Origin of the sequence: Enterobacter sp. SENG-6, assembly GCF_001605945.1 — a bacterium.
GTDB lineage: Bacteria > Pseudomonadota > Gammaproteobacteria > Enterobacterales > Enterobacteriaceae > Enterobacter > Enterobacter cloacae.
In genome coordinates, this window is the sequence record NZ_LOMM01000003.1 from 107059 (window position 1) to 128894 (window position 21836).

The 21836-nt window shown below is 56.4% G+C and carries 23 protein-coding genes; 13 read left to right on the forward strand and 10 right to left on the reverse strand.

All coding sequences use genetic code 11. The features are described 5' to 3' along the window. Position 1: 1 nt before the first annotated feature. Both AX755_RS02090 and AX755_RS02095 read right to left on the reverse strand, forming a co-directional pair. Entirely contained in the window at positions 2-559 is a 558-nt protein-coding gene (locus AX755_RS02090; protein ID WP_013099152.1) for a DcrB family lipoprotein, read from the reverse strand. Positions 560-631: 72 nt separating this feature from the next. Further along, a complete protein-coding gene (locus AX755_RS02095; protein ID WP_062856206.1) occupies positions 632-1297 on the reverse strand; it encodes a 7-cyano-7-deazaguanine/7-aminomethyl-7-deazaguanine transporter in 666 nt (221 codons plus the stop codon). Positions 1298-1464: 167 nt separating this feature from the next. Here AX755_RS02095 and tusA point away from each other — a divergent pair, with 167 nt between their 5' ends. Beyond that, positions 1465-1707, forward strand: coding sequence for a sulfurtransferase TusA (gene tusA, locus AX755_RS02100; protein ID WP_014833603.1), 243 nt, complete (start codon positions 1465-1467; stop codon positions 1705-1707). Between the two features lie 5 nt (positions 1708-1712). Here the strand turns inward: tusA and AX755_RS02105 are convergent, their stop codons facing one another. The 5 genes from AX755_RS02105 to AX755_RS02125 form a co-directional block, all read right to left on the reverse strand. Then, on the reverse strand, positions 1713-2999 hold the full coding sequence (locus AX755_RS02105; RefSeq protein WP_062856207.1) for a TRAP transporter large permease: 1287 nt from the start codon (positions 2997-2999) through the stop codon (positions 1713-1715). A 10-nt stretch (positions 3000-3009) separates the two neighbouring features. Further along, positions 3010-3519: a TRAP transporter small permease gene (locus AX755_RS02110; protein WP_013099148.1), complete on the reverse strand. Its 510-nt coding sequence runs from the start codon at positions 3517-3519 to the stop codon at positions 3010-3012. Positions 3520-3530: 11 nt separating this feature from the next. Then, positions 3531-4502: a TRAP transporter substrate-binding protein gene (locus AX755_RS02115; protein WP_013099147.1), complete on the reverse strand. Its 972-nt coding sequence runs from the start codon at positions 4500-4502 to the stop codon at positions 3531-3533. A 196-nt stretch (positions 4503-4698) separates the two neighbouring features. Next, a complete protein-coding gene (zntA, locus tag AX755_RS02120) occupies positions 4699-6873 on the reverse strand; it encodes a Zn(II)/Cd(II)/Pb(II) translocating P-type ATPase ZntA (protein WP_062856208.1) in 2175 nt (724 codons plus the stop codon). A gap of 76 nt (positions 6874-6949) precedes the next feature. Then, on the reverse strand, positions 6950-7576 hold the full coding sequence (locus AX755_RS02125) for a lysoplasmalogenase (protein ID WP_013099145.1): 627 nt from the start codon (positions 7574-7576) through the stop codon (positions 6950-6952). 129 nt (positions 7577-7705) lie between these two features. Here AX755_RS02125 and AX755_RS02130 point away from each other — a divergent pair, with 129 nt between their 5' ends. After that, positions 7706-8062 (forward strand): DUF2500 domain-containing protein, encoded by a 357-nt coding sequence (locus AX755_RS02130; RefSeq protein ID WP_029883607.1) that lies wholly within the window; start codon positions 7706-7708, stop codon positions 8060-8062. A 54-nt stretch (positions 8063-8116) separates the two neighbouring features. On the opposite strand, the gene AX755_RS02135 is transcribed toward AX755_RS02130, so the two are convergent. After that, positions 8117-8398, reverse strand: a complete 282-nt coding sequence (locus AX755_RS02135) for a DUF1145 family protein (RefSeq protein WP_013099143.1) — start codon at positions 8396-8398, stop codon at positions 8117-8119. Beyond that, complete coding sequence (gene rsmD / locus AX755_RS02140; protein WP_029883606.1) at positions 8382-8984, reverse strand: 16S rRNA (guanine(966)-N(2))-methyltransferase; 603 nt, start codon at positions 8982-8984, stop codon at positions 8382-8384. The genes AX755_RS02135 and rsmD overlap by 17 nt, the downstream gene beginning before the upstream one ends. 127 nt (positions 8985-9111) lie before the next feature. Between rsmD and ftsY the strand changes: the two genes are divergently transcribed. The 6 genes from ftsY (at position 9112) to livJ (ending at position 16093) form a co-directional block, all read left to right on the forward strand. Further along, positions 9112-10569, forward strand: a complete 1458-nt coding sequence (ftsY, locus tag AX755_RS02145) for a signal recognition particle-docking protein FtsY (protein WP_062856209.1) — start codon at positions 9112-9114, stop codon at positions 10567-10569. Between the two features lie 2 nt (positions 10570-10571). Continuing rightward, a complete protein-coding gene (gene ftsE / locus AX755_RS02150; protein ID WP_013099140.1) occupies positions 10572-11243 on the forward strand; it encodes a cell division ATP-binding protein FtsE in 672 nt (223 codons plus the stop codon). Continuing rightward, positions 11230-12285, forward strand: coding sequence for a permease-like cell division protein FtsX (gene ftsX / locus AX755_RS02155; RefSeq protein WP_013099139.1), 1056 nt, complete (start codon positions 11230-11232; stop codon positions 12283-12285). The genes ftsE and ftsX overlap by 14 nt, the downstream gene beginning before the upstream one ends. Before the next feature lie 251 nt (positions 12286-12536). Continuing rightward, positions 12537-13394: an RNA polymerase sigma factor RpoH gene (rpoH, locus tag AX755_RS02165; protein WP_008500093.1), complete on the forward strand. Its 858-nt coding sequence runs from the start codon at positions 12537-12539 to the stop codon at positions 13392-13394. 136 nt (positions 13395-13530) lie between these two features. Next, positions 13531-14796 (forward strand): 4-aminobutyrate--2-oxoglutarate transaminase, encoded by a 1266-nt coding sequence (locus tag AX755_RS02170; RefSeq protein ID WP_062856210.1) that lies wholly within the window; start codon positions 13531-13533, stop codon positions 14794-14796. Positions 14797-14992: 196 nt separating this feature from the next. Beyond that, the gene (gene livJ / locus AX755_RS02175) at positions 14993-16093 is read left to right on the forward strand and encodes a branched chain amino acid ABC transporter substrate-binding protein LivJ (protein ID WP_014833593.1); all 1101 of its coding nucleotides are present in this window, start codon (positions 14993-14995) and stop codon (positions 16091-16093) included. Between the two features lie 91 nt (positions 16094-16184). On the opposite strand, the gene panM is transcribed toward livJ, so the two are convergent. Next, positions 16185-16568 (reverse strand): aspartate 1-decarboxylase autocleavage activator PanM, encoded by a 384-nt coding sequence (gene panM / locus AX755_RS02180; RefSeq protein WP_023621800.1) that lies wholly within the window; start codon positions 16566-16568, stop codon positions 16185-16187. A 424-nt stretch (positions 16569-16992) separates the two neighbouring features. Between panM and livK the strand changes: the two genes are divergently transcribed. From livK to livF, 5 genes are read left to right on the forward strand one after another with little or no spacing between them, the layout of a single operon-like run. Next, a complete protein-coding gene (gene livK / locus AX755_RS02195; RefSeq protein ID WP_028028112.1) occupies positions 16993-18102 on the forward strand; it encodes a high-affinity branched-chain amino acid ABC transporter substrate-binding protein LivK in 1110 nt (369 codons plus the stop codon). Between the two features lie 46 nt (positions 18103-18148). Beyond that, the gene (livH, locus tag AX755_RS02200; RefSeq protein ID WP_013099131.1) at positions 18149-19075 is read left to right on the forward strand and encodes a high-affinity branched-chain amino acid ABC transporter permease LivH; all 927 of its coding nucleotides are present in this window, start codon (positions 18149-18151) and stop codon (positions 19073-19075) included. Beyond that, positions 19072-20349, forward strand: a complete 1278-nt coding sequence (livM, locus tag AX755_RS02205) for a branched chain amino acid ABC transporter permease LivM (RefSeq protein WP_013099130.1) — start codon at positions 19072-19074, stop codon at positions 20347-20349. The genes livH and livM overlap by 4 nt, the downstream gene beginning before the upstream one ends. Then, positions 20346-21113 (forward strand): high-affinity branched-chain amino acid ABC transporter ATP-binding protein LivG, encoded by a 768-nt coding sequence (gene livG, locus AX755_RS02210; protein WP_062856211.1) that lies wholly within the window; start codon positions 20346-20348, stop codon positions 21111-21113. The genes livM and livG overlap by 4 nt, the downstream gene beginning before the upstream one ends. A 1-nt stretch (position 21114) precedes the next feature. Continuing rightward, positions 21115-21828 carry a high-affinity branched-chain amino acid ABC transporter ATP-binding protein LivF gene (gene livF / locus AX755_RS02215; protein WP_013099128.1) on the forward strand — a complete coding sequence of 238 codons (714 nt, stop codon included), beginning with the start codon at positions 21115-21117 and terminating at the stop codon, positions 21826-21828. Positions 21829-21836: the final 8 nt, after the last annotated feature.

Consider the following 21836-nt stretch of genomic DNA (forward strand, 5'->3'; position numbering starts at 1 on the left):
GTTACTGAATCACGATGGTGTTGATGATGTTTTCAGCGGCAGTCTGCGCTTTCTGCTGATCTTCCGCGGGCAGGGTGATCTGCAGGGTCAGCAGTTTGTTATCAACCTTACCCAGCACCACGGAAGAGTAAGCTGTCTGACCTTTTGCAGAGATAATGCTGTCCAGCTGCTGCAGCGTGTGGCCTTTCAGTTCGATGGACTTGTTCGTCACCACCTGCAGCTGCGGGTCGCGGCTGCGCTGCTGATCTTCCAGACGTTTGGACAGCACGGCCAGGTCTTCGCTGGTGTCGTCGCCCACAATCACAATCACCGCTTTCTGCCCGGTTGCATCGGAATAGACGTGCATGTTGTTCGCCTGGGTACCCAGCTTGCCGCTCTGGTCAGTCATATCCGCTGGCAGAGAAAAGCTGAGTTTACCGTCCAGCAGGTTCACCGGCTGACCGGTTGCGTTGCTCTCTGCAGACGCGCCCTGAGCAGGCGTTTTCGTGTCGCTGTTATCACAGGCTGCAAGGCCGACAACCAGCAGGCCAATCCCGACATATTTAACCAGATTGCGCATTGACTTCTTCCTTTCGATAAACGGCCATAACGGCTCATTTGTCCATCTTATCACAACTGATAAAGCGAACCCTTAACCAGCCTGCAATGCTGTGATTTCAGATTTATCTGCCAGTCTTTTCAGCAGCATATTCAGCAGCACGCCGTACATCGGCAGGAAGAAGACAATGCTGATAAGCACCTTGAAGCAGTAGTCCACCAGCGCAATTTCCATCCAGTGTTCGGCCATAAACGCATCCGGGCTGTGCCAGAGGGCAATGAAGAAGAAGGCCAGCGTATCGCTGACGTTGCCGAACAGCGTCGAGGCGGTGGGGGCCATCCACCAGCGGTGATTCTGACGCAGGCGGTTAAATACGTGCACGTCGAGGATCTGCCCCAGCGCATAGGCCATAAAGCTTGCAGTAGCGATTCGGGCAACAAACAGGTTGAAGTGGGTTAACGCCTCAAAGCCCTGCCAGCTCCCCATGTAAAACAGGGAGGAAATAACGTACGACACGAACAGCGCCGGCAGCATGACCGCAAAAATAATGCGGCGAGCCAGCGGTGCGCCAAAAATACGCACGGTCAGATCGGTGGCGAGAAAAATAAACGGGAAGCTGAACGCGCCCCAGGTGGTATGGAAACCAAAGATGGCAATCGGCAGCTGCACCAGATAGTTACTGGAGGTGATCACCAGCAGATGAAAAAGCGAAAGCCAGAACAACGCTTTTACGCGCTGCGATTCAGAAAACGGCGTCATATTGTGACCTTTTTATACGTTGGGGTGAGGGAACCCAATAAAAACCGCAGCATGATACTGCTTTGGCAGGACAATGCAATGGTTGGTTTTTACGCAACCGTTAACCTGGTTTGCATTGCTGGCTACGGGGCGTAAACTACAGCCGTTTTTATCTGACCGAGAACACCATGACCGATCTGTTTTCCACTCCAGACCACACCCTTGATGCGCAGGGCCTCCGCTGCCCTGAGCCGGTAATGATGGTGCGCAAAACCGTGCGCAATATGCAAACTGGCGAAACGCTGCTGATCATCGCTGACGATCCGGCAACCACCCGCGATATCCCCGGTTTTTGTACCTTTATGGAGCATGAACTGGTGGCACAGCAGACCGAAGCGCTGCCGTACCGGTATTTGATCCGCAAGGGGTAACCCCCTTACTGCATGCCTAACAATCCCGGCAGCCACAGCGAAATCGCCGGGATGTACGTTACCATTCCAAGCACCAGCAGCAGCATGCCGTAAAACGGTAGCATCGCGCGCACCACATGTTCGATTTTCTGCTTGCTCACCGCACTGGCCACAAACAGCACCGAACCCACTGGCGGCGTGATAAGCCCGATCCCCAGATTCACCATCATGATCATCCCGAAATGGACCGGGTCGATCCCAAGCGACTGGGTCACCGGCAACAGCACCGGCGTCAGGATCAGAATGATCGGCGCCATATCCATCAGGGTGCCAATCAGCAGCAGCATGATGTTGAGGTACATCAGGATCACGTACTTGTTATCCGAGAGCGAGGTGAAGAACGCCGTGATGCGCACAGGTAACTGCATGTAGGTCATCACCGCGCCAAACGCCGCCGCAAAGCCAATCAAGATCATCACGATAGTGACCGTTTTCACCGTCCGGCACATCAGCTTCGGCAGTTCGCTCCACGTGTAGTCGCGATAGATGAACATGGTGACAAAGAATGCCCACAGACAGGCGACCGCCGCGGATTCGGTGGCGGTGAATATCCCGGACATGATCCCGCCGAGGATAATTACCACCGTCATCAGCCCCCAGAGAGCGTCCAGCAAAATCTTCAGCGCCTGTTTAAAGGGGATCTTTTCGCCTTTTGGATAGCCGCGCTTATGGGCAAAGCACAGACACAGCGTCATCAGGCACAGTCCCAGCAGCAGCCCCGGCAGCACGCCTGCGATAAACAACGTGGCAATGGAGACCGTACCGCCTGCGGCCAGCGAGTAGATCACCGAGTTGTGGCTGGGCGGGATTAAAATCGCCTGCACCGACCCGCTGGCGGTGACCGCCGCCGCATACTCGCGGGGATACCCCTTTCTCTCCATCTCCGGGATCATCACGCTGCCGATGGAGGCCGTATCCGCCACCGATGAACCGGAAATCGCGCCGAAAAAGGTGCAGGCCACGATATTCACCAGCGACAGTCCGCCGCGAATAAAACCGACAAAGACATACGCGAAATTCACCAGCCGTCGGGCGATGCCGCCTTCCGCCATGATCGCCCCCGCCAGGATGAAAAACGGGATCGCCAGCAGGGTAAATTTGTTAACCCCGCTGGTGATCTGGATCATCAGCGCTTCGAGCGGTAACTCGATCCACAACGCGCCCGCGACGGCGCTTAAGCCGACGGCAAACGCCACCGGCATACCCAGCGCCAGCAAAATGGCGAGGGTGAATAACAAAACGAATGCATCCATTGTTCACCCCTTAACTGTGGTTGCCGATCAGCACCACAGGACGGTTTTCCTGTGAGCCAAACAGCAGACGTTCAATGACAAACAGGATCAGCACCGCAGAACCAATCGGCAGCGGCAGATAACTCTCCCCTGACGTCAGGATCGGAAACTCGGCGACCGGCTGCTCCCAGAGCTCGACACACAGCCAGTAGCTGTACCAGAACATAATCAGCGAGATCAGCAGCATCAGCAGATCCACCACGCGCGCACACGCTGTTTTCAGCATGTCTGGCAGTCGGTCGGTCAGCATGTTCACCGCGATGTGTGACCCGGCACGGTAGCTCACCGCCGCGCCGATAAACGTAAAGGTCACCATGCAGATGATGGCAATCGGCTCCGGCCAGGATTCACCGCGATTCAGCACATAGCGCGAGAAGATGCCAATCGGGATCACCACCGTCATCACCAGCAGCGCGCATCCTGCTACGCCCATGGCGAGCAGATACAGCCGGTCCATCCACTTCAGGTAGAGTTCGGACATACGTTCTCCGTTTACTGAACGTCAGCAATGGCTTTCATCAGGTCCTGATGCTTTTCGCCATACTGCGCGCGCACCGGCTCTGTGGCTTTGATAAATACCGATTTGTCGATCTCGTGGAACTGCACGCCACCGGCTTTCATCTTCGCCAGCGCCTCGGCGTTATAGGCCTGCCACAGCTTGCGCTGTTCGAACTGCGCTTCGCGCGCCAGGGTCAGGATTTTCTGCTGTTCGTCTGCGCTGAGCTTGTCCCATTTCACTTTTGAGTAGAGCAGCATTTCCGGGGTAATGAAGTGGCCGCTGAGGGTATAGTTTTTGGCGATCGGCATATAGTTATGGGCGATGAAGGTCGGCGGATTATTCTCAGCGCCGTCGATTACGCCGGTCTGCATGCCGCTGTAGACCTCACTGACCCCCATTGCCACCGAGTTAGCCCCCATGTCTTTCAGTGTCGCCAGCGCCACCGGGCTTCCCTGAACGCGGATTTTTTTGCCTTTCAGATCCTCCGGTTTGACGATCGGCGTTTTGGTGATCAGGTTACGGGTGCCGGAATCCATCCAGCCGAGAAACACCAGCCGCGATTTGGGGTTGGCGGTCAGTTTGTCGCCAATCTGCTTGCCGATATCGCCGTCGATGACTTTGTGCATGTGGTCTTCATCGCGGAACACATAGGGCAGGGTAAAGACTTCGATATCGGGCAGGATCGCCGCCACCGGAGCCATGGAGACACGGATCATGTCGATCGCCCCCATCTGCGCCTGTTCAATCATCTGCTTTTCATCCCCGAGCACGCCGCCGGGAAAGACCTTGATCTCCAGCTTGCCGTCGGTTTGTTGTTTGAGTTTCTCCCCCATGTGCTGTACGGCTACCACGTTCGGGTAGCCTTCAGGATGCACATCGGCGGCTTTAATGGTTTGCGCAGAAACGGAGCAGGCAAAAGCAGACAGACACAGAGCGGCCAGTAACGGCTTGAGGGTCGTTTTCATCAAGTCAACTCCAGGGTAGTGAGGTAAGTGTTAAAACGGTGTTTTAGTTTTGTACGTTTAAAAATTACACTATGGCCTGGAAAACGGAGGTGAAGCGCCTCACAAAAGCGTGAATTTCTGAAACGCTGGTTTAGATTTTTGAGAAGGGAAGGCCGGGTTGCCGTTACGCTTTACCCGGCCAGGCGTGCATTGCGTGTTATTTGCGTCGCAGTAAGCGGAGCGCGTTGGCCGTCACCAGCACCGTCGCGCCGGTATCCGCCAGCACCGCCAGCCACAGCCCGGTGATGCCGAGCAGGGTGGTGACGAGGAAAATCCCTTTCAGCCCCAGGGCGATACTGATGTTCTGGCGAATATTGGCGCGCGTGGCGCGTGCCAGGGAAATCATCTGCGCCAGCCCGGTCAGGCGGTTATGGGTGAGCGCGGCATCGGCGGTTTCCAGCGCCACGTCGGTACCACTGCCCATGGCAATCCCGATGGTGGATGCTTTCATCGCTGGCGCATCGTTGATTCCGTCGCCGATCATCGCCAGCGGAGCATGGCTGTTCAGCTCCGTCACGGCACTGACCTTGTCCGCAGGCAGTAATCCGGCCTTAAAGTCCAGCCCCAGCTCTCCGGCAATCGCGGCGGCGGCACGCGGGTTATCGCCGGTGAGGATCACACCCTGGACGCCCAACTGATGGAGCGCCGCGACGGCCTCTTTCGCATCATCACGCAGGGTATCGCGCAGTGCCAGCATGCCTTTGGCGATGCCGTCCTGCATGACGGTTACGACAGTTTGTCCGGTCTGTTCTAACGCCTCAACCTCTGGGTTAGAAGACTTACCCGCCGCGACAATCAGCACCTTTTTACCGTCGATGTCGGCCTCAATCCCGGACCCGACCAGCGCCCGCTGCGCCGTTGCCGCCGGAATGGCCAGCCCGCGCGACTGCGCTTCACGCACAATCGCCTGCGCCAGCGGGTGAGTGGAACCCTGCTCAACGGCGGCGGCCAGCGTAAGCAGTTCATCTTCACCGATATCCTGCGGATACACGCCGGTGACCTGCGGCTTGCCGACGGTCAGCGTGCCGGTTTTATCGAACGCCACCTGCTGCACCTGGCTTAACTGTTCCAGCGCCGCGCCGCCTTTTATCAGGGCACCACGACGCGCCGCTGCCGCCAGACCGGAGGTAATGGCCGCCGGGGTGGAGATCACCAGCGCACACGGACAGCCAATCAGCAGCAGGGTCAGACCTTTGTAAATCCAGCCTTCCCACGGCGCACCAAAGAACAGCGGCGGAACGATAGTGACCAGCAGGGCAACCAGCATGATGGCGGGGGTGTAAATCCGGCTGAAGCGGTCAATAAATCGCTCGACGGGGGCGCGACGCTCCTCGGCCTCTTCGATCAGCTTCAGGATACGGTCGATGGCGCTGTCACCGGGTTCGGAAAGTACCGTGAGCTGGACCAGACGGTCGACACTGGTGGCGCCCGCAGGTACTTTTTCACCGGCCGCGCGTTCAACCGGAATTGACTCCCCGGTGAGGGCGCTTTCGTCGAAGCTCGCGGTGGCGGTGAGCAGGGTACCGTCCGCAGGCAGGCGCCCTCCGGCAGCGACTTCAATCACATCGCCCGGACGCAGCGCGTTAATGGCCACCGTCTGGCGTTCGTTTCCTGTTACTCGTGTGGCGGTTTCGGGCTTAAGCGCCATCAGGGCGCTGACCCCTTTACGCGCCCGGCTTGCCGCCCAGCCTTCAAGACGTTCGCCAATTAAGAACAGCAGCAGCACCATGGCCGCTTCCGCTGTGGCACCAATGAACAGCGCGCCGATAGCTGCCACGCTCATCAGCGTTTCGATGGCGAACCAGCTGCCGCTTTTCATCAGCCGCAGCGCCTGACGGGCAATGGGATACAACCCGACAAGCGTGGTGGCGATAAACGCCAGATTGCCAAACGGGTGGTTGATCTGCTCCAGACCCCAGCTCAGGGCCATCATCATCACGAGCGCGATAAGGGGCAGATTTTCTCGCAGCGGAGCGGTTTTTTCGGCGGGGGCCGTTTCGCTACGCAGGGAATAACCGGCCTGGCTGACGGCGGACACAACCTGCTCGCTAACGTCACTCTCGGCGCTGACCAGCAGTTTTTCGGTCGCAAAGCGCACCTGCACGTGGCTGACGCCGGGGATCTGTTTTACCGCATTTTCGACTTTGCGGGCGCAGGCCGCGCAATCCATGCCGTCAACCACCCAGCTGTAATGGTTTCCGCTTTCAGGCAGCGGCGGCGCGTTTTGCGTTTCGCACGCCCCGTCACAGCAGCAGTCATCTTTCGCTGGCACCGGGCTGAGCTTAAATGCTGAAAATTGTGGGGCTTTTTTAGGTGTTTCTGGAGTCGACATGGCACTCTCCGGTAATGATAATTTTCTCATTAACCGCAGCATACACTCTGGAGTCGACTCCAGAGTCAAGGCTTATTTAGATATACAGCGAACGCACAATCAGGAAGTGCCCGGCAAAGTAACAGGCGGAGGCAATCGCGTTATCAGCCCGGAAACGACGGCGATAGTGGCTGCCCAGCCAGACGATATTGCCGATTAACAGCAGCGCCGCGCCAAAGAAAGCGGACATCGCCTGTGAGGTTGGGCGGAAGAACCACAGTTCACCGGCCAGCCACACCATCACCAGCGTCATGGCAATAAACGTGCAAACAGGCAGACGCATCTCTTCCAGGCGTGACCAGATCACCGCGATCAGCAGCGCGCCGATCACCAGCAGCACCAGCGGGAGCGGCCAGAAGAAGGATAGCGTCATCTGGCTGGCAAAGTAGATGGTGTAAAGCAGATGCGACAGGAAGAACGCCCCCACGGCATACAGCAGACGCTGACGCGGCAACAGGGTTAAGGCATCGCCAATCAGGGAAGCACACAGCCCGGCGAGGACCAGGTAGCTGATGGCGTTAAACATCGGCGCTTGCCAGGCAAGCAGCAGGAGCAGCAACAGCGTAACGGGTTTAAACAACCAGCGCTGCCAGGCCGGACCGCGGTATGACGCATCGACATAAAGCCATGCGGAAAAACAGACAGCGATAAATGACCAAAGCATATTAACTCCCTGTATCTGTTAAGGCTGAATAATCAGTTTCATCTTCAGTGTAGTGATGCGGGCAGGCGTTTGGCAATGCCGGGGGAGTCAGGGTATCCTGAATTCCGCATAATCTTATGGGATTGTTGAATGAGCAAGATGCCGCTGTTTTTCATTATCGTGGTGGCGATTATCGTCATTGCCGCCTCGTTCCGTTTTGTGCAGCAGCGCCGCGAGAAGGCGGATAACGACGCCGCGCCGTTGATGCAAAAGCGCGTGGTGGTGAGCAATAAACGCGAAAAACCCCTTAATGACCGGCGCTCGCGCCAGCAACAGGTTACCCCTGCGGGAACAACCATGCGCTATGAAGCGAGCTTTAAGCCGGAAACGGGCGGCCTGGAGATGACCTTCCGCCTGGAGGCGCAGCAGTACCATCAGCTGACGGTAGGTGAGAAAGGGATGCTGAGTTACAAAGGGTCGCGGTTTGAAGGGTTCAGGGCTGAATAATACGGTTCCCTCTCCCTGTGGGAGAGGGTTAGGGTGAGGGCATCAGACCGCACCTTACTTCTTCACCTGCGCCTTAAACTTCTTCATCCACACCAGCAGTTCAAACACGCCGAAAATAAACACGCGCAGCTGCTGCCAGCCGGTCATCTGCGGGCCGTCTTTTGGCAGGCCGTTTTTCAGCATCACCATCTGCAGGGCATGCATGAAGGTGGTAAAGATAAACGCCACGTTCACAAAGATATTCATCGGGCGCGGGAACGGATGCACCAGATTGAGCAGTAAAAACGCCCAGACGCACAGCATCAGCAAACGTCCCAGATTAATCAGTACTGGCATTGGATTCTCCTTGTGCCTGACGATGATACAGACGATAAGCGACCTGACCCGCCACTTTTTCGCGGTGTAAATCCCAGTGAACCGGCACTGGCGGTAGCCCGTTTTCTACTTCGCTTTCAACGTAAATCAGCGCGTCATCCGCCAGCCAACCGTTGCTTTCCAGCAGGGATAACGTCTCTTCCAGCAGCCCTTTACGGAACGGCGGATCGACAAACACCACGTTGTGCGGCGTGCCTGGCTGCGCGAGGAAACTGAGCGTATTGGTGTTCACCACTTTGGCGTTGGTGGCTTTCAGCGTCGCCAGATTTTGCTGCAGCGTCTGCGCGACGCCGCGCTCCATCTCCAGCAGCGTGGCGCTGGCGGCGTAGCGCGAGAGGGCTTCCAGCCCTAATGCGCCGCTGCCCGCAAAGCAGTCGAGGCAGTGGGCGTCTACCATTGACGGGGCCAGCCAGTTAAACAGCGTTTCACGCACGCGGTCGGTGGTTGGGCGTAAACCGGGGCTGTCCGGCACCGGGAGTTTCCGGCCTCGCCACTGGCCACCGATAATACGAATTTGACCGGCTGGGGCGCGGTTGGGTTTCTTCATCTCAGGAAAGCTCTGTTAACAATTGGCCTGCGATTGCGGGCGGTGATGTCAATTAAGTAAAGTGTTAGACTATTTCATCATTTTTTTAGCTTCCATGTATATAGCGCCGCGAGGAGTGTAGTCGCAGATGGCAAAACAAAAAAAACGTGGCTTCTTTTCCTGGCTGGGTTTCGGTGAAAAAGAGCAAGAAACAGAACAGAAAACCGAAGAACAACAAGCCGTTGAAGAGCAGTCTCAGCCTGAAACGCCTGTAGAAACCGCCGCGGTTGTCGAAGCGGAAGAGCATGCGCACAGCAAAGAAGAGACTGAAGCCTTTGCTGAAGAGGTGGTTGAGGTCACCGAACAGGTTCAGGAGAGCGAAAAGCCAGAACCTGTTGTTGAAGCGGTTAATGAAGCGCCGCATGCCGTTACCGAACATGAAGAGTTGCCGCTGCCGGAAGAGGTAAAAGCGGAGGACGTTTCCCCTGAAGAGTGGCAGGCCGAAGCGGAAACCGTGGAAATTGTCGACGCGGTGGAAGAAGAAGCGGCACATGAGCCGGTGCTGACCGACGAAGAGCTGGAAGCCCAGGCGCTGGCCGCTCAGGCGGCTGAAGAAGCGGTTATCGTCGTGCCGGTGGAAGAGCAGGCCGAAGAGGAGATCGTCCAGGAGCAGGAAAAACCGACCAAAGAAGGTTTCTTTGCCCGCCTGAAACGCAGCCTGTTAAAAACCAAAGAAAATTTAGGTTCCGGATTTATCAGTCTGTTCCGCGGCAAAAAGATCGACGACGATCTGTTTGAAGAGCTGGAAGAGCAGTTGCTGATTGCGGACGTTGGGGTGGAAACCACCCGTAAGATCATCGCCAACCTGACCGAAGGGGCGAGCCGCAAACAGCTGCGCGACGCCGAAGCGCTGTACGGCCTGCTGAAAGACGAGATGGGTGAAATTCTCGCAAAAGTTGACGAACCGCTTAATATTGAAGGCAAAACGCCATTTGTTATTCTGATGGTTGGCGTTAACGGTGTCGGGAAAACCACCACCATCGGCAAACTGGCGCGTCAGTTCGAGCAGCAGGGTAAAACGGTGATGCTGGCGGCGGGTGATACCTTCCGCGCGGCGGCGGTTGAACAGCTGCAGGTGTGGGGCCAGCGCAACAACATTCCGGTGATTGCGCAGCACACCGGTGCGGATTCCGCGTCCGTGATCTTTGACGCCATCCAGGCGGCGAAGTCGCGAAATGTGGATGTCCTGATTGCCGATACCGCAGGGCGTTTGCAGAACAAATCGCACCTGATGGAAGAGTTGAAGAAAATCGTCCGCGTCATGAAGAAGCTGGACGAAGACGCACCGCATGAAATTATGCTGACCATCGATGCCAGCACCGGACAGAACGCCGTCAGCCAGGCGAAGCTGTTCCATGAAGCGGTAGGACTGACCGGGATCACGCTGACCAAACTGGACGGCACCGCGAAAGGCGGGGTGATCTTCTCCGTGGCCGATCAGTTCGGCATTCCTATTCGTTACATCGGTGTGGGCGAGCGTATTGAGGATTTGCGTCCGTTTAAGGCGGACGACTTTATTGAGGCATTATTTGCCCGAGAGGACTAACAATGATTCGCTTTGAACACGTCAGCAAGGCCTATCTCGGTGGGAGACAAGCGCTGCAGGGGGTGACCTTCCACCTGCAGCCAGGCGAGATGGCATTCCTGACCGGCCATTCCGGCGCGGGGAAAAGTACCCTGCTCAAGCTTATCTGTGGGATTGAACGGCCAAGCGCCGGGAAAATCTGGTTCAGCGGCCATGAAATTAGCCGTCTTAAGAACCGCGAAGTGCCGTTCCTGCGTCGCCAGATCGGGATGATTTTCCAGGATCACCACCTGCTGATGGATCGCACCGTTTTCGATAACGTGGCGATCCCGCTGATTATTGCCGGTGCCAGCTATGATGATATCCGCCGTCGCGTCTCTGCGGCGCTGGATAAGGTCGGGCTGCTGGACAAAGCGAAGAACTTCCCGATCCAGCTCTCTGGCGGTGAACAGCAGCGTGTGGGCATTGCCCGTGCGGTGGTGAACAAGCCTGCGGTATTGCTGGCGGATGAACCGACCGGTAACCTGGACGACGCCCTTTCTGAAGGGATTTTGCGTCTGTTTGAGGAATTCAACCGCGTTGGGGTGACGGTATTGATGGCGACGCACGACATCGGGCTCATTTCCCGCCGTTCGTACCGCATGCTGACCCTGAGCGACGGGCATTTGCATGGAGGCCACGGTGAACAAGCGTGATGCAATGAACCAGATTCGGCAGTTCGGGAACCGGTTTGACCGTTTCCGTAAGCCGCAGGGTGGCGGTGACGGTAACCGTAATGCGCCGAAGCGGGCGAAAGCCGCGCCGAAGCCAAACTCCCGCAAAACCAACGTGTTCAATGAACAGGTACGTTACGCCTTCCACGGCGCGTTGCAGGATCTGAAAAGTAAACCGCTGGCGACGTTCCTGACGGTGATGGTTATCGCCATTTCGCTGACGCTGCCAAGCGTCTGCTATATGGTCTATAAGAACGTGAATCAGGCGGCGTCGCAGTATTATCCGTCTCCGCAGATCACGGTCTATCTGGATAAAGCGCTCGACGATAACGCCGCGGCGCAGGTGGTGGGGCAAATCCAGGCCGAGAAGGGCGTGGAGAAGGTGAACTACCTTTCCCGCGAAGAAGCGCTGGGTGAGTTCCGTAACTGGTCAGGCTTTGGCGGCGCGCTGGATATGCTCGAAGAGAACCCGCTGCCGGCCGTGGCGGTGGTGATCCCGAAGCTCGACTTCCAGGGAACGGATTCACTTAATACGCTGCGCGACCGCATCTCTACCATTAAAGGCATTGATGAAGTGCGTATGGACGACAGCTGGTTTGCGCGTCTTGCCGCACTGACCGGGCTGGTGGGGCGCGTGTCGGCGATGATTGGCGTGCTGATGGTGGCGGCGGTCTTCCTCGTCATCGGTAACAGCGTGCGCCTGAGCATTTTCGCCCGCCGCGATACCATCAACGTGCAAAAGCTGATTGGTGCGACGGATGGCTTCATCCTGCGTCCGTTCCTTTACGGCGGCGCATTGCTCGGTTTTTCCGGCGCATTTCTTTCACTGATATTGTCAGAAATTTTGGTGATGCGGCTCTCCTCCGCCGTGACCGAGGTGGCGCAGGTCTTCGGAACTAAGTTCGATATCAGTGGCTTAGGGTTCGATGAGTGCCTTCTTCTGCTGCTGGTCTGCTCCATGATTGGCTGGGTGGCAGCGTGGCTGGCGACGGTTCAACATTTACGCCACTTTACTCCCGACTAAGAAAAGCGTGATATAATCTTTCCCTGCACCGAGATGTTCGCTCTGCAGGGAAAGCGTCCCTGTTGTCTCTTCCCCTGTTATCATCTCCATGTCACATTTTGTGCGTAATTTATTCACCGTTGCACCTGGAACTTGTGGATAAAATCACTGTCTGATAAAAGAGTGAATGCTAATCTCGTTGCTCAAACGCTTTGGCATGGTTGTTGCCTGATGGGGACAACCTGGACCAGAAGAAACATTGAGAGGAATGAATGACCAAAGAAATGCAAACTTTAGCTTTAGCCCCTGTTGGTAACCTGGAATCGTATATCCGGGCTGCGAACACCTGGCCGATGTTAACGGCCGAGGAAGAAAAGGAGCTTGCTGAAAAGCTGCATTACCAGGGCGATCTGGAAGCAGCGAAAAAGCTGATCCTGTCTCACCTGCGCTTTGTTGTTCACATTGCTCGTAATTATGCGGGCTATGGCCTGCCGCAGGCGGACTTGATTCAGGAAGGTAACATCGGCCTGATGAAGGCTGTACGTCGCTTTAACCCGGAAGTGGGTGTACGACTGGTCTCCTTCGCTGTGCACTGGATCAAAGCAGAGATTCACGAATACGTGCTGCGCAACTGGCGTATCGTGAAAGTCGCCACGACAAAAGCGCAACGCAAACTCTTCTTCAACCTGCGTAAAACCAAGCAGCGTCTGGGCTGGTTCAATCAGGATGAAGTAGAAATGGTGGCGCGCGAGCTGGGTGTTTCCAGCAAAGATGTGCGTGAGATGGAATCCCGTATGGCCGCGCAGGACATGACTTTTGACATGTCTTCCGATGACGATGCGTCCGACAGCCAGCCAATGGCGCCGGTACTGTATCTGCAGGATAAGACCTCTAACTTTGCTGACGGCATTGAAGAGGACAACTGGGAAGATCAGGCCGCGAACAAGCTGAGCTATGCGATGGAAGGCCTTGACGAGCGTAGCCAGGATATTATCCGTGCCCGCTGGCTGGACGAAGACAACAAGTCCACGCTGCAGGAGCTGGCCGACCGCTACGGCGTGTCCGCTGAACGTGTGCGTCAGCTTGAAAAGAACGCCATGAAAAAACTTCGCGCCGCGATTGAAGCGTAATTCCCGCGAAGTATGACGAGAGCCCCTGGATGCGAATCCGGGGGTTTTGTTTTTTTAGCGCCCACTCTGGCGAATTTCTCCCCCCTGGCAAACACTTACTGATGCGCTAAGCAGGCGACTTTCTCAGGGGGACAGGGTGAAAAATAACGAACTGAACGACCGGCGTTTACAGGCGACGCCGCGCGGCATCGGCGTGATGTGTAACTTCTATGCCGATAAAGCTGAAAACGCCACGGTGTGGGACGTCGAGGGCAACGAGTATATCGACTTTGCCGCCGGAATAGCGGTGCTGAACACCGGGCATCGCCATCCAAAAATCATTTCCGCCATTGAAAAACAACTTCATGCCTTCACCCACACGGCGTACCAGATTGTGCCGTACGAAGGCTATGTGTCGCTTGCCGAGCGAATCAACGCGCGTGTGCCGATTGACGGCCCGGCCAAAACCGCCTTCTTCTCAACGGGGGCAGAAGCCGTCGAAAACGCGGTAAAAATTGCCCGCGCATACACCAGACGCCCTGGCCTGATCGCCTTTGGCGGTGCTTTTCATGGACGCACCTCGATGACCATGGCGCTGACGGGGAAAGTTGCCCCTTACAAGCTGGGTTTCGGGCCGTTTCCTGGCTCGGTATATCACGCCCAATACCCCAATGAACTGCACGGTGTCAGTACGGCGGAGGCATTAAAAAGCCTGGAGCGTATCTTCAAAGCGGACATTGCCCCGGACCAGGTCGCGGCCATTATTCTTGAACCGGTTCAGGGTGAGGGCGGTTTCAATATCGCACCGGCGGATTTTATGCAGGCCTTGCGCGCCCTGTGCGATACCTACGGTATTTTGCTGATCGCCGATGAGGTGCAAAGCGGTTTTGCGCGTACCGGAAAACTGTTCTCGATGGAACACCACTGCGTGAAGCCGGATCTGATCACCATGGCGAAAAGCCTGGCGGGTGGCATGCCGCTCTCGGCGGTGTCGGGCCGCGCCGAGGTGATGGACGCGCCTGCGCCTGGCGGACTGGGCGGTACCTATGCCGGTAACCCACTGGCGATCGCCGCCGCACATGCCGTGCTGGACGTGATTGATGAAGACGATCTTTGCACGCGCTCAGCGCACCTGGGTCATCATCTGGTGGAAGTACTGAACAAAGCGAAGGAACATTGTCCGTATATCGCGGATATCCGCGCGCAAGGCTCAATGGTGGCGGTGGAGTTTAACGATCCGCAATCCGGGCTGCCGTCACCGGAATTCACCCGTCAGGTTCAGGAGCGAGCCCTGCAGGAAGGCCTTCTGCTTCTGAGTTGCGGCGTGTACGGTAACGTCATCCGTTTCCTCTATCCGCTCACAATCCCTGAAGTGCAGTTCCGTAAAGCGCTGGACATTATTTCTGCGTCGCTGACTCGTTAAAGCCAGAAGCCCGGTGAAATTCCTGCCGGGCTTATCATATATTCATTTCAAATTTGCTATTCCAAAATCATAAAAATGGGGTATGTTTTAGCAGAGTATGCTGAAAAAGCGCGACTGGCATACCTATAACTGAAATAAAGCGCTACACAACAACATCACAACAATCGTAATAACCATAATAATGGGGAATCTCAGGATGAACATGAAGGGTAAAGCGTTACTGGCAGGATGTATCGCGTTGGCATTCAGCACCATGGCGCAGGCCGATATTAAAGTGGCCGTGGTGGGCGCGATGTCCGGTCCGGTAGCACAGTATGGCGACCAGGAATTTACGGGCGCAGAGCAGGCGGTTGCCGACATTAATGCGAAGGGCGGTATCAAAGGCGAAAAACTGCAGATCGTAAAATATGATGATGCCTGTGACCCGAAACAAGCGGTTGCCGTGGCGAACAAAGTGGTGAACGACGGCATCAAATACGTTATCGGTCACCTGTGCTCCTCTTCCACCCAGCCTGCGTCTGATATCTACGAAGACGAAGGCATCCTGATGATCACCCCGGCGGCAACGGCACCGGAGCTGACGTCGCGCGGCTATAAGCTGATCCTGCGCACCACCGGTCTGGACTCCGATCAGGGCCCAACGGCCGCCAAATACATTGTCGAAAAAGTGAAGCCGAAGCGTATCGCGATCGTTCATGACAAACAGCAGTACGGTGAAGGTCTGGCGCGCTCCGTGCAGGACAACCTGAAGAAAGCGAATGCTGACGTCGTGTTCTTTGATGGTATCACCGCCGGTGAGAAAGACTTCTCTACCCTGGTGGCGCGTCTGAAGAAAGAGAATATCGACTTCGTTTACTACGGTGGCTACCACCCGGAAATGGGGCAGATCCTGCGTCAGGCTCGTGCAGCGGGTCTGAAAACCCAGTTCATGGGGCCGGAAGGGGTGGCGAACGTTTCCCTGTCTAACATTGCCGGTGAGTCTGCGGAAGGCCTGCTGGTGACCAAGCCGAAGAACTACGACCAGGTCCCTGCGAACAAACCGATTGTAGATGCCATTAAGGCGAAGAAACAGGATCCAAGCGGCGCGTTCGTCTGGACCACCTACGCAGCACTGCAGTCTCTGCAGGCGGGTCTGAACCAGTCAGCCGATCCGGCTGAGATTGCCACCTGGCTGAAAGCGAACTCTGTTGATACCGTGATGGGGCCGCTCTCCTGGGATGAGAAGGGCGATCTGAAGGGCTTTGAGTTCGGCGTGTTTGACTGGCATGCCAACGGTACTGCTACTGACGCCAAATAAAAGCAAAAAGGCAACGTAAGTTGCCTTTTTTAATGTTTGCCCCCTCTCCCCGTGGGAGAGGGCTGGGGTGAGGGCATCAGGCCGCACAAATCTAGCGCTTCTCCCACCCATTTTTCTGCGCCGTAAACCCTAACGCCTGCATAAACGCCGCCATCACGCTACGGTCCTCCACGCCTACGTCGGCCATCCACCAGGAGGTAATGCTCGGGTTTTCACGGATCACTTCTTCAATCAGGTACTGTCCTACGCCGCGACGACGGGTGACGTCGCGCACGCGCAGAGAGTCCAGCGCCCCTTCCGTGCCGCTCAGCGTCACGCGCACAGCAGCCAGCAGACGCTCGTTGAAGCGCGCGGCATAAATACGGTGGGTTTCGTCAACGCTCAGCGACGAAGGGGAATATTCCGGCCAGATCTTGCCCAGGTCGATATGATCCTGGTCGCTAAAGGTCACCAGACGAACGATAGTCAGTTTCATTAGCTGCTTGTCCAAATCAAATTGAGTAGAGGCAGTGTACTCAATTTATTCGCTCAGCGGCTTCCTCTTTTTATTCCCCGTTACCAGGTGATTAGTTTTTTGCCAGGACGAAGTGCAGTTTGAAAACACATGGATCGAAAAATAAGCAGAATTTTAACCTGAATGGCAGTGATTTATTCGGCGCTTTGTACCGTTATTTTATGCTGCAAACTGCACTTTTATTTGTTTATCTCTGCCTGATTTCAGAATATTATCTTTGCTTAATCGCCTGAAAAATAGAGATTTTAGTCTGGTTTTTGATAAAAACCTGCGCTAAACCATTAAAGGCACTGGTAAAAATAGCGTTGTGCATTAAAAGTACAGAATGCTTTTTAACCATAATAAAACAAAATATATACACGACATCACGAATGGGGATTCAGAGATGAAAAGGAACGCGAAGACGTTAATCGCGGGCATGGTTGCATTGTCTCTCTCGCATGCAGCCATGGCGGAAGAGATTAAAGTTGCGGTGGTCGGTGCCATGTCCGGGCCTGTTGCCCAGTGGGGTGACATGGAGTTCAACGGCGCACGTCAGGCAATTAAAGACATCAACGCCAAAGGTGGCATCAAAGGCGACAAGCTGGTGGGCGTGGAATACGACGACGCCTGCGATCCAAAACAGGCCGTCGCGGTGGCGAACAAAATCGTGAACGATGGCATCCAGTATGTGATCGGCCATCTGTGCTCATCGTCCACTCAGCCTGCGTCTGATATCTACGAAGACGAAGGTATTCTGATGATTACCCCTGGTGCCACCAACCCGGAGCTGACCCAGCGCGGCTACCAGCACATTATGCGTACCGCCGGTCTGGACTCCTCCCAGGGGCCAACCGCGGCGAAATACATTCTCGAGACGGTTAAACCGCAGCGCATTGCCATTATTCATGACAAACAGCAGTACGGCGAAGGCCTGGCGCGTTCCGTTCAGGACGGGCTGAAAAAAGGCGGCGCAAACATCGTCTTCTTCGACGGGATTACTGCGGGTGAGAAAGATTTCTCTGCGCTGATCGCCCGTCTGCAAAAAGAGAATATCGACTTCGTTTACTACGGTGGTTATTACCCGGAAATGGGCCAGATGCTGCGCCAGGCGCGCTCGGTCGGTCTGAAAACCCAGTTCATGGGGCCAGAAGGCGTGGGTAACGCCTCCCTGTCTAACATCGCCGGGGATGCCGCTGAAGGCATGCTGGTGACGATGCCAAAACGCTATGACCAGGATCCGGCGAACAAGGCTATCGTGGATGCGCTCAAGGCGCAGAAGAAAGATCCAAGTGGTCCATACGTCTGGATCACCTACGCCGCCGTGCAGTCACTGGCCACCGCGCTGGACCGTACTGGCAGCAAAGAACCGCTGGATCTGGTGAAAGATTTAAAAGCACACGGGGCGAACACCGTGATTGGGCCGCTGAACTGGGATGAGAAAGGCGATCTGAAGGGATTTGAATTTGGTGTCTTTAAGTGGCACGCCGACGGTTCGTCTTCGGCCGCCAAATAATTATCCCGCCGCCCGGACCGCCGGGCGGGTATAAAAAGGTTTGCATATGTCCGAGCAGTTTCTCTATTTCCTGCAGCAGATGTTTAACGGCGTCACGCTGGGAAGCACCTACGCGCTGATTGCCATCGGCTATACGATGGTGTACGGCATTATCGGCATGATCAACTTCGCCCACGGCGAGGTGTACATGATCGGTAGCTACGTCTCCTTTATGATTATCGCCGCCCTGATGATGATGGGTATCGACAGCAGCTGGCTGCTGGTCGCCGCCGGGTTTGTCGGCGCGATTGTGATTGCCAGCGCCTACGGCTGGAGCATCGAGCGGGTGGCCTACCGGCCGGTACGCAGCTCCAAGCGCCTGATTGCCCTGATCTCTGCGATTGGGATGTCTATCTTCCTGCAAAACTACGTCAGCCTGACCGAAGGCTCGCGCGATGTGGCGCTGCCAAGTCTGTTCAACGGCCAGTGGATTGTCGGCGCCAGCGAAAACTTCTCTGCCTCTATCACCACCATGCAACTGGTGATCTGGGTGGTGACCTTTATTGCGATGCTCGCCCTGACGCTCTTCATCCGCTACTCCCGCATGGGACGCGCCTGCCGTGCCTGCGCGGAAGACCTGAAGATGGCGAGCCTGCTCGGTATTAACACCGACCGCGTGATTGCGCTCACTTTTGTGATCGGCGCGGCGATGGCGGCGGTGGCGGGTGTCCTGCTCGGCCAGTTCTACGGCGTAATTAATCCGTACATCGGCTTTATGGCCGGGATGAAAGCCTTTACCGCGGCGGTACTGGGCGGTATCGGCAGTATTCCTGGCGCGATGATTGGCGGCCTGATTCTGGGCGTGGCAGAAGCGCTCTCCTCAGCGTATCTGAGTACCGAGTATAAAGATGTGGTGTCGTTTGCCCTGCTGATTCTGGTTCTGCTGGTGATGCCTACCGGTATTCTGGGTCGTCCGGAGGTAGAGAAAGTATGAAACCGATGCATTTTGCAATGGCGCTGCTCTCTGCCGCCATGTTCTTCGTGCTGGCGGGCGTCTTTATGGGCGTTCAGTTAGAGCTGAACGGCACAAAGCTTGTGGTAGACACCGCCGCTGACATTCGCTGGCAGTGGGTCTTTATCGGCACCGCCGTGGTGTTCCTGTTCCAGCTGCTGCGTCCGCTGTTCCAGAAAACGCTGAAAGGCGTCTCGGGACCGAAGTTTGTCCTGCCAGCTATCGACGGCTCCACCGTTAAGCAGAAGCTGTTCCTCGTGGCGCTGCTGGTGGCTGCGGTGGCGTGGCCGTTCGTGGTCTCGCGCGGCACGGTAGATATCGCCACCCTGACCATGATCTACGTTATTCTGGGTCTGGGCCTGAACGTGGTGGTGGGGCTCTCTGGCCTGCTGGTACTGGGCTACGGCGGTTTCTACGCCATTGGCGCGTATACCTTTGCGCTACTGAACCACTATTACGGTCTCGGCTTCTGGACGTGCCTGCCGCTGGCGGGGCTGGTCTCTGCCGCGGCAGGTTTCCTGCTTGGCTTCCCGGTGCTGCGCCTGCGCGGTGACTACCTGGCGATTGTGACCTTAGGCTTCGGCGAAATCGTCCGTATCCTGCTGCTCAACAATACCGAGGTGACCGGCGGCCCGAACGGGATTAGCCAGATCCCGAAACCAACCTTCTTTGGTCTGGAGTTCAGCCGTACCGCCCGTGAAGGCGGCTGGGATACCTTCAGCAACTTCTTCGGCGTGAAATACGATCCGTCCGATCGCGTGATTTGGCTCTATCTGGTGGCGCTGCTGCTGGTGGTCATCACGCTGTTCGTGATTAACCGCCTGCTGCGTATGCCGCTGGGCCGCGCGTGGGAAGCGCTGCGTGAAGATGAAATCGCCTGCCGCTCCCTGGGCCTCAACCCGACCCGCATAAAGCTGACTGCGTTCACCATCAGCGCCGCGTTTGCCGGTTTTGCCGGCACGCTGTTTGCCGCGCGTCAGGGCTTTGTCAGCCCGGAATCGTTCACCTTTGCCGAATCCGCCTTTGTGCTGGCGATTGTGGTGCTCGGCGGGATGGGTTCGCAGTTTGCCGTTATCCTCGCCGCCATTCTGCTGGTGGTCTCACGCGAGCTGATGCGTGACTTTAACGAATACAGCATGCTGATGCTGGGTGGTTTGATGGTGCTGATGATGATCTGGCGTCCGCAGGGTTTGCTGCCGATGACCCGTCCACAGCTGAAGCTGAAGAACGGGCAAGCAAAAGGAGAGCAGGCATGAGTCAGCCATTATTATCCGTTAACGGTCTTATGATGCGTTTTGGCGGCCTGCTGGCGGTCAACAATGTGAATCTGGATCTGCACAAGAAAGAGATCGTCTCTCTGATTGGCCCGAACGGTGCGGGAAAAACCACGGTCTTTAACTGCCTGACTGGTTTCTACAAGCCGACGGGCGGCACCATCATGCTGCGCGACCAGCACCTGGAAGGACTGCCGGGCCAGCAGATTGCCCGCATGGGCGTGGTGCGTACTTTCCAGCACGTGCGTCTGTTCCGCGAGATGACGGTGATTGAGAACCTGCTGGTGGCACAGCATCTGCAGCTGAAAACCGGTCTGTTCTCCGGCCTGCTGAAGACGCCAGCCTTCCGCCGTGCGCAGAGCGAAGCGCTGGATCGTGCGGCAACATGGCTTGACCGTATCGGTCTGCTGCCGCATGCCAACCGCCAGGCAAGTAACCTTGCGTACGGTGACCAGCGTCGCCTTGAGATTGTGCGCTGCATGGTAACGCAGCCGGAAATCCTGATGCTCGATGAACCCGCTGCGGGCCTCAACCCGAAAGAGACCAAAGAGCTGGACGAGCTGATTGCTGAGCTTCGCGATCATCACGACACCACTATCCTGCTGATTGAGCACGATATGAAGCTGGTAATGGGGATCTCTGACCGTATCTACGTGGTGAACCAGGGAACGCCGCTGGCAAACGGCACGCCGGATGAAATCCGCAACAACCCGGACGTGATCCGCGCATACCTGGGTGAGGCATAAGATGGAAAAAGCGATGTTAACGTTTGACAAGGTAAGTGCCCACTACGGCAAGATCCAGGCGCTGCACGACGTCAGCCTGCATATCAATCAGGGCGAAATCGTCACCCTGATTGGGGCTAACGGCGCGGGCAAAACCACGCTGCTTGGTACCCTGTGCGGCGACCCGCGCGCCACCAGCGGGCGGATTGTGTTTGATGGCAAAGACATCACCGACTGGCAGACCGCCAGAATCATGCGTGAAGCGGTGGCGATAGTCCCTGAAGGGCGTCGCGTCTTCTCGCGCATGACGGTGGAAGAGAACCTGGCGATGGGCGGCTTCTTCGCTGATCGCGACCAGTATCAGTCCCGTATCAAGTGGGTGTATGAACTCTTCCCGCGCCTGTGGGAGCGTCGTATTCAGCGTGCGGGGACCATGTCCGGCGGTGAGCAGCAGATGCTGGCGATCGGCCGCGCCCTGATGAGCCAGCCGCGCCTGCTGCTGCTGGATGAACCGTCGCTGGGTCTTGCGCCAATTATCATTCAGCAGATCTTCGACACCATTGAACAGCTGCGTAAAGAGGGGATGACCATCTTCCTCGTCGAGCAGAACGCCAATCAGGCGCTGAAGCTCGCCGATCGCGGTTACGTCCTGGAGAACGGCCACGTGGTGCTTGAAGATACCGGCGATGCGCTGCTGGCCAATGAAGCGGTGCGGAGTGCGTATTTAGGTGGCTGAGCCGTCTG

Excerpts from the sequence above, each read along its gene's own strand:
- zntA (WP_062856208.1), bottom strand. The coding sequence starts at position 6,873 with ATGTCGACTCCAGAAACACCTAAAAAAGCCCCACAATTTTCAGCATTT.
- AX755_RS02125 (WP_013099145.1), bottom strand. The coding sequence starts at position 7,576 with ATGCTTTGGTCATTTATCGCTGTCTGTTTTTCCGCATGGCTTTATGTC.
- livM (WP_013099130.1), top strand. The coding sequence starts at position 19,072 with ATGAAACCGATGCATTTTGCAATGGCGCTGCTCTCTGCCGCCATGTTC.
- AX755_RS02090 (WP_013099152.1), bottom strand. The coding sequence starts at position 559 with ATGCGCAATCTGGTTAAATATGTCGGGATTGGCCTGCTGGTTGTCGGC.
- AX755_RS02135 (WP_013099143.1), bottom strand. The coding sequence starts at position 8,398 with ATGCCAGTACTGATTAATCTGGGACGTTTGCTGATGCTGTGCGTCTGG.
- livF (WP_013099128.1), top strand. The coding sequence starts at position 21,115 with ATGGAAAAAGCGATGTTAACGTTTGACAAGGTAAGTGCCCACTACGGC.
- livK (WP_028028112.1), top strand. The coding sequence starts at position 16,993 with ATGAAAAGGAACGCGAAGACGTTAATCGCGGGCATGGTTGCATTGTCT.
- rsmD (WP_029883606.1), bottom strand. The coding sequence starts at position 8,984 with ATGAAGAAACCCAACCGCGCCCCAGCCGGTCAAATTCGTATTATCGGT.
- livH (WP_013099131.1), top strand. The coding sequence starts at position 18,149 with ATGTCCGAGCAGTTTCTCTATTTCCTGCAGCAGATGTTTAACGGCGTC.
- tusA (WP_014833603.1), top strand. The coding sequence starts at position 1,465 with ATGACCGATCTGTTTTCCACTCCAGACCACACCCTTGATGCGCAGGGC.
- AX755_RS02130 (WP_029883607.1), top strand. The coding sequence starts at position 7,706 with ATGAGCAAGATGCCGCTGTTTTTCATTATCGTGGTGGCGATTATCGTC.
- ftsE (WP_013099140.1), top strand. The coding sequence starts at position 10,572 with ATGATTCGCTTTGAACACGTCAGCAAGGCCTATCTCGGTGGGAGACAA.
- AX755_RS02110 (WP_013099148.1), bottom strand. The coding sequence starts at position 3,519 with ATGTCCGAACTCTACCTGAAGTGGATGGACCGGCTGTATCTGCTCGCC.
- rpoH (WP_008500093.1), top strand. The coding sequence starts at position 12,537 with ATGACCAAAGAAATGCAAACTTTAGCTTTAGCCCCTGTTGGTAACCTG.
- AX755_RS02095 (WP_062856206.1), bottom strand. The coding sequence starts at position 1,297 with ATGACGCCGTTTTCTGAATCGCAGCGCGTAAAAGCGTTGTTCTGGCTT.
- panM (WP_023621800.1), bottom strand. The coding sequence starts at position 16,568 with ATGAAACTGACTATCGTTCGTCTGGTGACCTTTAGCGACCAGGATCAT.
- livG (WP_062856211.1), top strand. The coding sequence starts at position 20,346 with ATGAGTCAGCCATTATTATCCGTTAACGGTCTTATGATGCGTTTTGGC.
- AX755_RS02105 (WP_062856207.1), bottom strand. The coding sequence starts at position 2,999 with ATGGATGCATTCGTTTTGTTATTCACCCTCGCCATTTTGCTGGCGCTG.
- AX755_RS02115 (WP_013099147.1), bottom strand. The coding sequence starts at position 4,502 with ATGAAAACGACCCTCAAGCCGTTACTGGCCGCTCTGTGTCTGTCTGCT.
- livJ (WP_014833593.1), top strand. The coding sequence starts at position 14,993 with ATGAACATGAAGGGTAAAGCGTTACTGGCAGGATGTATCGCGTTGGCA.
- ftsY (WP_062856209.1), top strand. The coding sequence starts at position 9,112 with ATGGCAAAACAAAAAAAACGTGGCTTCTTTTCCTGGCTGGGTTTCGGT.